Source organism: Methylobacterium trifolii (assembly GCF_022179685.1).
Lineage (GTDB): Bacteria > Pseudomonadota > Alphaproteobacteria > Rhizobiales > Beijerinckiaceae > Methylobacterium > Methylobacterium trifolii.
This window is the reverse complement of sequence record NZ_BPRB01000267.1, coordinates 1-9,151: the sequence shown is the minus strand read 5'-3', so window position 1 is coordinate 9,151 and position 9,151 is coordinate 1. Positions and strand designations below refer to the sequence as shown.

At 61.7% G+C, this 9,151-nt stretch carries 9 protein-coding genes; 3 read left to right on the top strand and 6 right to left on the bottom strand.

Annotation, left to right across the window (positions count from 1 at the left end):
* The first annotated feature begins 349 nt into the window (after positions 1-349).
* A complete protein-coding gene (locus COGEMETH_RS21180; RefSeq protein WP_238184581.1) occupies positions 350-601 on the top strand; it encodes a hypothetical protein in 252 nt (83 codons plus the stop codon).
* A 155-nt stretch (positions 602-756) separates the two neighbouring features.
* On the opposite strand, the gene COGEMETH_RS25860 is transcribed toward COGEMETH_RS21180, so the two are convergent.
* Entirely contained in the window at positions 757-996 is a 240-nt protein-coding gene (locus tag COGEMETH_RS25860; RefSeq protein ID WP_373875410.1) for a DUF6894 family protein, read from the bottom strand.
* A gap of 290 nt (positions 997-1,286) precedes the next feature.
* Between COGEMETH_RS25860 and COGEMETH_RS21175 the strand changes: the two genes are divergently transcribed.
* The gene (locus tag COGEMETH_RS21175; protein WP_238184580.1) at positions 1,287-1,976 is read left to right on the top strand and encodes a recombinase family protein; all 690 of its coding nucleotides are present in this window, start codon (positions 1,287-1,289) and stop codon (positions 1,974-1,976) included.
* Positions 1,977-2,388: 412 nt separating this feature from the next.
* Here the strand turns inward: COGEMETH_RS21175 and COGEMETH_RS25855 are convergent, their stop codons facing one another.
* Positions 2,389-2,844 carry a hypothetical protein gene (locus COGEMETH_RS25855; protein ID WP_373875411.1) on the bottom strand — a complete coding sequence of 152 codons (456 nt, stop codon included), beginning with the start codon at positions 2,842-2,844 and terminating at the stop codon, positions 2,389-2,391.
* A gap of 56 nt (positions 2,845-2,900) precedes the next feature.
* On the opposite strand from COGEMETH_RS25855, the gene COGEMETH_RS21160 reads away from it, so the two are divergent.
* A complete protein-coding gene (locus COGEMETH_RS21160) occupies positions 2,901-5,456 on the top strand; it encodes a CheR family methyltransferase (protein WP_238184577.1) in 2,556 nt (851 codons plus the stop codon).
* An 804-nt stretch (positions 5,457-6,260) separates the two neighbouring features.
* On the opposite strand, the gene COGEMETH_RS25850 is transcribed toward COGEMETH_RS21160, so the two are convergent.
* From COGEMETH_RS25850 to COGEMETH_RS21145, 4 genes are all read right to left on the bottom strand, one after another.
* A complete protein-coding gene (locus COGEMETH_RS25850) occupies positions 6,261-6,527 on the bottom strand; it encodes a helix-turn-helix domain-containing protein (RefSeq protein ID WP_373875409.1) in 267 nt (88 codons plus the stop codon).
* 1,013 nt (positions 6,528-7,540) lie between these two features.
* Positions 7,541-7,906: a hypothetical protein gene (locus COGEMETH_RS21155; RefSeq protein ID WP_238184575.1), complete on the bottom strand. Its 366-nt coding sequence runs from the start codon at positions 7,904-7,906 to the stop codon at positions 7,541-7,543.
* A 71-nt stretch (positions 7,907-7,977) separates the two neighbouring features.
* Positions 7,978-8,253 (bottom strand): ribbon-helix-helix domain-containing protein, encoded by a 276-nt coding sequence (locus tag COGEMETH_RS21150; protein ID WP_238184574.1) that lies wholly within the window; start codon positions 8,251-8,253, stop codon positions 7,978-7,980.
* A gap of 34 nt (positions 8,254-8,287) precedes the next feature.
* Positions 8,288-8,983, bottom strand: a complete 696-nt coding sequence (locus COGEMETH_RS21145; protein WP_238184573.1) for an AAA family ATPase — start codon at positions 8,981-8,983, stop codon at positions 8,288-8,290.
* Positions 8,984-9,151: the final 168 nt, after the last annotated feature.

The window sequence follows — 9,151 nt, the reverse complement described above, 5'->3', positions numbered from 1 at the left end:
AGCTCATGTCGCCAGTTATCAACGAACGACCCTAAGTCGACTTTCGAGTTCAGCAGGCTCAAGAACATCCATAGGTGGGCCTTTAGCGGCAATTTCCCGCCCTACCATGTACAGAAGCGACTGCATCAGCGCCCGCATCTCGGGTGTGCCATGCTCAGAAACCACCTCGTTCGCACTTAGGCAGGCTTCGGCGACGGCTTCAAGGTCACGGGATGTGGTCACAGGTGCTGACCTATACAAACAGGCTTTGACACGTACGCTAGCGTACCTGATGCGTCGTCGCTCGTCCACAGGTTGAAATTTATCGGCATACAGTCATTCTGAGTTGTACGCAGTCAAGCTGAGCCATATGGATTTCGTCATGGATATGCCGCGCGGTGCCATCCCTTTGCCCGACGTAGCCCCCCGGTCTGGCCATATTCTCACGCGCATTGCCGAAGCAACCAGCGTTCCGATCGCAGAGTTCCTAAACCCAAATGCCAAGAATGAGGTATCTGGCGCGTCGGAGCTGCTGACCTTGTGGCTGGCGATCAAAAGCGAACAGGGGCGCTACGCTGCCTTGGAGTGCCTGCGAGCTATCGCGCAGGATCAGGCCGACTGAGGCTTCGATCTCGCTCTCACTTGCATCTGTGCAAAAACCAAGTTCCACCCAAAGCGACGCGAGATGAGCAACGCCAAGAAAGCAGGAGCATAACCACCTGCCTTCCACGTCAGTCCACTTTACGGTGCCGTCTGGCCGTTTGAAACGATAAAGGTTCAGAGAGTGGCTTGAGCTTTTTGAAAACTGAAATCGAACCTGAACAAGATGAGGCCACTAGCGTCAGTGACTTCAAGTCGCCAATCGTCGTCAGGCGTCAATGTATCTGCCTCCTCACACAGTAGCGCACCTGCAAGCCGGATAGCTTCCCGTTGAGCTTGCTGCCGATTGGGGAGGTCGGTTCCTTCCAAGTCGATCGAGCTACGGCCGTTATAGACGTTGAAATGATAACGCGGCACTTTGGCCCTCGCCTTTAAGGGCGGGAGCGCATGCTGCTCTCAGGCGTCAGCGCCCATATCAGTGGCTGACGATGCGTTATGCTACGTCCAATTCAAGGCACATGCATCAGTAAACGTACGGTACCGTACGAAATCATTGCCTCCGGGCTTGTGTATGTCAAACGCATAATCGTCCAGATTTTCGCTAAGTATCTGATTTTACTGGTTTTATTTCTTGCAGACAGCTGCACGTCCTGGCAAGAGTTCGACACTTCGATCAAAGCTCGTCGGTCGAATTGTCCGAGGCCATCATGCACCATCGTCAGCGCGTCGTCGTCTACCTGCGAGTTTCGACGGCACAACAGGGTAGGTCGGGCCTGGGCATCGAGGCACAGCGGGCGGCGGTTCGCGACTATCTGGCCAGTACGGCAGCCGAGCAGATCGCTGAGTACGTCGAGGTCGAAAGTGGTGGCAAAAGCGATCGGCCCCAACTGCAAGCCGCTCTTTCGGCATGCCGGCTGCACAAGTGCCAGCTCGTGATCGCAAAGCTCGATCGCCTCTCGCGAGACGCCGCTTTTCTCCTCGGGCTTCAAAACGCTGGGGTGCGTTTCGTGGCAGCTGATATGCCGGCTGCCAACGAGATGGTGGTGGGCATTATGGCGGTCGTTGCTCAGGCCGAACGGCAGATGATCAGCGCCCGTACTCGGGCTGCGCTCCAGGCCGCAAAGGCCCGTGGGAAGGTCCTAGGCGGCTTCCGCGGCTACGTGGGCACTCCTGCTCACGCAGCCCAAGCGAGGGCAGCACATGCCGCCCAAGCGGACCAACGAGCCGCCGATCTCGCTGAGACCATAACTGCCCTACGGGCCGCCGGCATCACCACGTTCAATGGAATCGCAGCAGCCCTCAACGCGCAAAAGCTCACGACCGCTCGTGGCAAAACGTGGACGGCGGTTCAAGCAAGTAGGCTGCTTGCCCGGCTCAGGCATCTTGAAGCAGCCTGAACCGTCTCACCGTGTCCGGCTTCGACCCATTGCGGAAGGTCCGGAGGTCCGCTTCCCGGCAAGTTATCGGATGAGTACCCGGGAACTCAGCGCGTGTACTTGCACCTGCTCCCCTCATACGAAAAGCCGACTTGCAGTAGATGTTGACGTTCGATCCTCTCAATCGTCATCGAACTCGATCTCCGGATTGCCACACCTAGAAATTGAGTGCACGCTCCCAGCAGTTGCGCAGAACCAATCTAGGTGCGAGCCTGCAACGGAAACCGGAGCGTTCCTGATGGACCGCCTACAAGCAGATCGGTGCCTCGAAGTTGCCCGTGAGTTGCGCGCAGCGGCCGAAGAGACGCGGCGGACGCTCCAGGCCTCGCGCGATCTCGTGCGACGCTCCCGCGAGCAGACCGCTGCAGGGCCGTCAACAGGTCGCAAGGACGAGGACCCCGGCCCATCGAACCAATTGGTGACGTCGCTCATCGACGCCTACGAGGCCTCGGAAGACGACCCCGATACCCAGACCCGCCTGCTCCTCGGTCGGGTCCTCCATCATGTCGGGCGTCGCGTCGCTGGCCTGATGGGACCACGGGCGGCCGGAATCGCCGTGCATTGATCGACGCGGCGCAGGGATCGGTGGAAAGCCATGATGACCGGTGAGGATCCGCAAGACGACGCCCCCGGCGCGCTGGACCGCATCGCCCGGTCGCTGGGTGTTCCAGTGGCGACCTTCCTGACGGCCCACCCGGCTGAGACACCGGACACTGAAATGCCGGTGGCGGGTCTCGATCATCTCCCCGACGTGGTGGCGCTGCTGCATCTGTTCGTGCGGCTGAAGAGCCCCGAGGCTCGGGCGCGCTGCCTCGCCTACGTCGTGCAGGAAGCCACGAACGACGGCTGATCTGCACAGCCGTCCTCGACATCGGGCGAGAACGCATGATGCTGGGACCCGACGAACGGCGCGGCATCGATCCGAAGGCTCAGAACGCAGTGATGGACCAGGACCACTTCCCGATAGTCGCCATCGGTGCGTCCGCGGGCGGCATCGAGGCGATGCGGGGCTTCTTCCGTGGGGTGCCGGCGACGCTCGAAGCAGCCTTCGTCGTCGTTACGCATCTCAACCGGAAGCATAAGAGCCTGCTCCCGGACGTGCTTGCCCGGTTCACGCCGCTCGAGGTCGAGGCCGCTACCGACGGTGTGTCGGTCCGACCGGGCCGCGTCTACGTCATGCCGGCCGGTTTCGTCATGGGCATCGTGGACGGCCGACTGACGTTGACGCCGCTCGGGGAGGGCAGAGAGACCAAGCCTATCGACGTCTTCCTGACTGCCTTGGCCCTCGACCAGGGTGAGCGCGCGGTCGGCGTGATCCTGTCCGGCGGCGACGGCGACGGCACTATCGGCGTCAAGGCGATCAAGGAACACGGCGGCCTGACCCTGGCCCAGACCGCGGATGGCGACGGCCCCGACACCGCCGACATGCCCATCAGCGCGCTGCGGACCGGCCTCGTCGATTTCGGTGAGATGGCTGAACGGATGGGCGACCTGATCGCCGCGCACGTCGCCGCCGCGCCGGATGCGCAGGCCGAGGCGGTCGCGCGGGAGCCTGACGCTGAGCTGCTCAACGAGATCTTCGCCATCCTCCGCTCGCAGGTCGGCCATGACTTCTCGGGTTACAAGCCCAGCACCTTCGTACGCCGCCTGCAGCGGCGCATCAGCGTCGTCGGCGCGGCCGGGCCGGACGGCTACCTCAAGCTGCTGCGTGCCAATCCGGCCGAGGTTGCGGTGCTGTTTCGGGATCTGCTGATCGGTGTGACGAACTTCTTTCGCGACGCCGCCGCCTTCGAGGCTCTGGCTACCCACGTCATCCCGAAGCTGTTCGACGCACGCGCGGCGAACGATGTCGTGCGGATCTGGGTGCCGGCCTGCTCGACCGGCGAGGAGGTCTACTCGCTTGCCATTCTCCTGCGCGAGCACTTGCTCACCCTGGTTGATCCGCCGCGCGTACAGATCTTCGCCACCGACATCGACGAGCGCGCGCTCACGGTCGCTCGGACCGGCCGCTACCCGACGGCCTACCTGTCCGACGTCTCGCCCGAGCGGATCGCGCAGCACTTCGTCGTCGAGGGCGACAGCGCAGTGGTCGAGAAGGCCGTACGCGACCTCTGTACCTTCGCGCCGCACAGCGTGCTGCGCGACCCACCGTTCTCGCGCCTCGATCTCGTCTCCTGCCGCAACCTGATGATCTACCTCGGCGTCGAGGCTCAGCAACTGCTGCTGCCGGTGCTGCACTACGCTCTACGCCCGCGCGGCTACCTGTTCATCGGGATGGCTGAGAACGTGACGCGCTTCGAGGATCTGTTCGAGGCGACCGATAAGCGGCATCGCATCTTCCAGGCTCGCGATGCGATCCCGTCGGCCCGCCTGCCGTCGATGTCTGGGCCGGACACGCCGATCTTCGCGAGTGCCGGCCAGCCGCACCGGAGCAACGTCACGACGCATGCGGCCCTGCGGCACACGGTCGAGGCGTTGATGCTGTCCGAGTTTACGCCGCCCCACGCGGTCGTGTCGCGGACAGGCGAGGCCGTGCACTACTCGTCGCGGATCGGCGATCACCTGGAGGTCGTGCCGGGTCAGCCGACCCGGGAACTGGCTGCGATGGCGCGCAAGGGCCTGCGGCTGGATCTCAGGACGGCACTGCGCGAGGCGATAGAGGGCAACATCCGGGTCGTGCGCGACGGCATCGGCGTCGCGTTGCCGGACGGCCGTTTCCAGTCGATCTCTCTAGTGGTCAAGCCGCTGAACACGCCCGGCGCGGCCGAGCCGCTGTTCCTGGTCGTCTTCAACGAAGCTGCCGCACCCGTCGAGAAGGAGCGGCGGCAGGCTCTGGAGGCGAACGAGCGAGACACGGCGCTTCAGGGCCTGGAACGCGAATTGAGCGCGACGCGAGAGCGGCTCCAGGCCGTGATCGAGGAGTACGAGACCTCCCTCGAGGAGCTCAAATCCTCGAACGAGGAGCTGTCCTCGGTCAACGAGGAGATGCAGGCCGCCAACGAGGAACTCGAGGCCTCGAAGGAGGAGACGCAGTCTCTGAACGAGGAGCTTCAGACGGTGAATGCCGAGCTGACGTCCAAGATCGAGACCATCGATCTATTGAGTAACGACCAGGCCACGCTGTTCGAGGGCATGAACGTCGCCAGCGTGCTCCTGACGCCCGATCTCCACATCCGCATGTTCACCCGCGCCGCGGCGCAGATCTTCGGCCTGCAGCCCACCGACATCGGCCGGCCCCTGAGCAACTTCTCCGCACCGATCCCTCTGACGTGGCTGTTGGACGAAATCCCAACGGTGCTGGCGACGAGCCGGCCCTCCGAGCGGACGATCGAGGGCGCGGACGGCGCCCGCTATCATGTCCGCTTGATGGCCTCGTCCCGAAAGGGCAGCCAGATGCCCGGGATCGTCGCGAACTTCACAAACCTACTGGAGCAGGGGTGACCGACTGTTTTGCACTCCGCACTCGACGAGGCTGCCTGCACGAGGGCAGTGCTCGTCGGCACGCCTTTGCAGAGCCTGGCCCACTCTGGTTTGCAAGACAGCGTATCGCGGCGCCTACCTTAGGGCGAACGTCAGCTATCCGGCAGTTAGCCTAGGTCCGCTCACCACCCTAAGCGGCCTTCCGGCCCGATTTGAAAAAGCCAGGGAAACCAAGAAGTTGGAGTAGATGCCCGGCACTAAATTAATGTTTTCAGTGCCCGGGAAAAATCCTCAGCTTTTTTGGTAGGAAGAATCCGACATTGTAATACGGCTTCTTCCCATACCACCGGTATTACACGGATCATGTTCCATGCCATGCAGTTATCTGCACGCGTTCCCCGCACACTCTACAAACCCGAAAGTCGCGGGCGGCGCGTAGCGCCAAGACCCCCATACGACATATCTAACGAACCTTGCCGGACAGGGATGTCTATCAGGCTTCCCGTGGTAGCTCTAGTATCTGTCTAGATGTATGGGCGAGCGTTTTGCCAAAAACGCCGCTCATGTTTTCCTCCTTCGCCTAACGGCTCAGGAGGAAAACAATAGTACGATGATGTTCTGTTAGATCATCTGTATTGCATCTATCCGTGCTGATGTCTGCAAGGCATGTAGGATAAAACCTGCAAATTTGTTCGTTATCAGGATCGGGCAAAATCCACCATATAATGTACGCGCGCGAGAGAAGTAGGAAAAATCCTACACTATCCGTATTATACATCATGTAATACGGCTAGTGTAATACGCGGATGTAATACACCTTGACTGTTAGTCCAGCCCTTCGACCAGTTTGCTTAGCGTGATGCCGAGCCCTCGGGCAATCTTTCGTAGGGTTCCCAACCTGGGATCGTGTTCCCCTCTTTCGAGGTCGCTGAGATCAGACCGATGCATCTCGATCGCCTCGGCAAGCTTGGCCTGTGTCAGGCCCTTCCGCTTTCGGAGCTTTGCCACTCGCTCGCCTATGGTGGGAGGAGGCTTTGGCGACGCTGGCTTTGTCCGCAGCCTTTTCAACTCGATGATGCGTAACGCGCTCATTATCCGGCCACCGAGCCTTTCTTTGATCGAAAGCCCCCATCCTTCCCCGCGAGGGTTCGAAGGGCTCCAGCGCCCGCAAAATCGCTGTTTAAAGGCCCTTTAGCACTGCCCCGTCCACCATGCGCCCATCCGGAAACCCCTTGCCCGGTCGCCGTTCGCATGAAGGGTCTCTTAGTCTGGTACTTCGTGGGGTTTCCGGTTTGAACCCCTCTCCCCTGGACAGGGTCGAGGCGAAGCCAAGCGACCCACTGTGGCGCAATCACTCTCACCACGTTCGTGTCGCTTCGCCAGGCCGTCAGCCGACGTTCCTCGACCGAGACCAAGCCCAGCCGCCTGGCTTCGCGAAGCGCCCGCTTCACCGTGCTCTCGGATATGCCGCCCACCGCTGCTAGCTGCCCTACCGACCAGCTACAGGCTCCACGGCGCCGGACCTCGGCCGCGACCACGGCTAGTGCCGCTTGCTCCCCTAGCGTGAAGTGGGCTGCGATCTGAGGGGGACAGAGCGATCGGGCGGCCCACGTTCTGCGCCGTGCCATCGATTCTGACGTTCGCGGCCGAGAGCCTATGTGCCTCTGCGTTGGTCTTGCAGCCGTCTGCACGGCCCGGCGAGCATCTATTAGCCCCGATAACTCCTCTGCCTCGACCTCAGTGACCTGCCCTTCAGCAAATGCCTTCCACAGTAGCGCGGTGAGTTCCGATAGCTTCACGCGCGGTGCAGCTTCAACGGCTGCCCGCAAATGGATCGCGAACATGGGTGTCCCTTCGGGTTTGAGACCCGTCGCAAGGGACACAGCCGCACGCTGGCATAGCTCCGCCGTTGAGGAAAACCGGGTTTTCCCTCTTGCGGATCAGCTCGATTTGCGGGAAGGTTCAGACGCCAATCTTGAACGTTCCCGGCCTCGGCCGGCATGTGACCCGTCTCCCTGGAGGCGGGTTTCGTGTTTTAGGTTCCGACTCGCGCCAGGGTGGCGCTTGTCGCATTGGTCGCCGCTCGGCTTCCCCCTGTCAAATCTCTATGGCTTCGGTAGCGCAAGCCACGCGATTACGGCTTGGCTCACGGTGGCGAGCGCGCCGATGAAGGTGAAGACGGCCGCCAGGATGGCTCCGATCGCTGCGGCTTTCGTCCACCAGGCTACGCGCTCGCGATGAGCTTCGTCGGCCTCACGCTTGAGCCGATCCTTCCATTCGAGCCACTCCTCAGCAAATCCCTTCGTGAGGTACGGTTCGGTGCCGATCGCGATCGATCCCGCGGACCCACCAGCGTGCTGCGCGAGCTTGTACCGTATCGCCTCGGTTCCGGACCGCTCTAGTTGTTGAAGCCAATCGTCCGCCTTATCACTGGGAGCCCATCGGCTTGAAAACCCTAATTGCTCGGCCATGACGCACCCCACATGCCGGGTCGTACACTAGAACGACGGTACAATTCCGACAGCCCCCGCTGTGAAGTAGTTCACGCCTTCGCAATTGGCGGCTCCCCATGCCGCTCGAATAGAAGATTGAGCGCCTCGGCCATCATGGCGGCCTGCGACTTCTCCTGCTTAATAGCCAGGATGGCGAACTGCTGGCGCACGGCCGCATCGAAGTAGGCGGAGATCACCACTTTGCCCTTGCGGCTTGGGGCGCTCTGCGATGAAGCAGGGGCAGCTGCAGGCGCTTCTGGCGCGGCCGGCGCCTTGCCGCTCTTCTCCTTAATAGAGGATAGCCCAGCGGCGAAACGGTTGCTCATGTGCTCATGCTCTCCTGTGTGGTTGTGCACACGCTCACGTGCGCGGATGTGAGGATGCAGGCATCTCGCCGTGTGGTGGGGCGGAGTTGCGCACACGTTCGCCTGCAGGGATGCGGAGTTGCTCGCATGTCCACATGTACAATCGTGCGATTTCAGAAGCAGCTTTGCCCTGCGGCTCGACCTCCTGTGCGACTTGGCCGGCGATAAGACACCGGCTGTAAGCAACGCGATCACCGAGGCGGACCGGACAGACGGCAAGGCCGAGGCCGCTCTCGATCATCTCGGCTGCCTCGTCGGCCACGGTCCCATAGGACGGGACGGAATTAAGGATCGCGAATGCCGGCACCTTCACCAGCTTCAGCAATTCGACTGTCTTACGCATGGCCCGCAGATCCATGATCGAAGGCTGACACGGGACAAGCACCAAGTCCGCGCACCGGGCGGCGTCCAGCGCTGTGCTCTCCGCGTGCGGCGCGGTGTCGAGGATGAGTGCACCGGTGCCGATCTCGGCCGCGTGCTCAACTACCTTCGCGAGGCGGGCCGGCTGGATGCTCTCCACGTGGGGAAGGGCCTCGCCGCGCGCGTCGTGCCATTCGGTGGCGGATGCTTGAGGGTCTAGGTCCAGGACCAATGCGTCGGACCCGTGTTGCCAGAACGCCGCCGCGAGGTGCAGGGCGACTGTCGTTTTCCCTACGCCGCCCTTTTGATTGATGAGCGCGATCGTGCGCATGGCAGCTTCCTCACATGCGAATCAGTGGCCCTGTGTGCCCTAACACGTGTGCACATGTGATAGTTAATACATCTTTACAGGTCTAACTGGAATGCGCTTTGCAGACAGCTGCATGCCCGGAAAAGACGATTATACCATTCGCGCATACAGGCTTGCGATGGTTTATAA

Coding starts and splice junctions, on each gene's coding strand:
- COGEMETH_RS21180 (WP_238184581.1), top strand. CDS start 350: ATGGATTTCGTCATGGATATGCCGCGCGGTGCCATCCCTTTGCCCGAC.
- COGEMETH_RS21175 (WP_238184580.1), top strand. CDS start 1,287: ATGCACCATCGTCAGCGCGTCGTCGTCTACCTGCGAGTTTCGACGGCA.
- COGEMETH_RS21160 (WP_238184577.1), top strand. CDS start 2,901: ATGATGCTGGGACCCGACGAACGGCGCGGCATCGATCCGAAGGCTCAG.
- COGEMETH_RS25850 (WP_373875409.1), bottom strand. CDS start 6,527: ATGAGCGCGTTACGCATCATCGAGTTGAAAAGGCTGCGGACAAAGCCA.
- COGEMETH_RS21155 (WP_238184575.1), bottom strand. CDS start 7,906: ATGGCCGAGCAATTAGGGTTTTCAAGCCGATGGGCTCCCAGTGATAAG.
- COGEMETH_RS21150 (WP_238184574.1), bottom strand. CDS start 8,253: ATGAGCAACCGTTTCGCCGCTGGGCTATCCTCTATTAAGGAGAAGAGC.
- COGEMETH_RS21145 (WP_238184573.1), bottom strand. CDS start 8,983: ATGCGCACGATCGCGCTCATCAATCAAAAGGGCGGCGTAGGGAAAACG.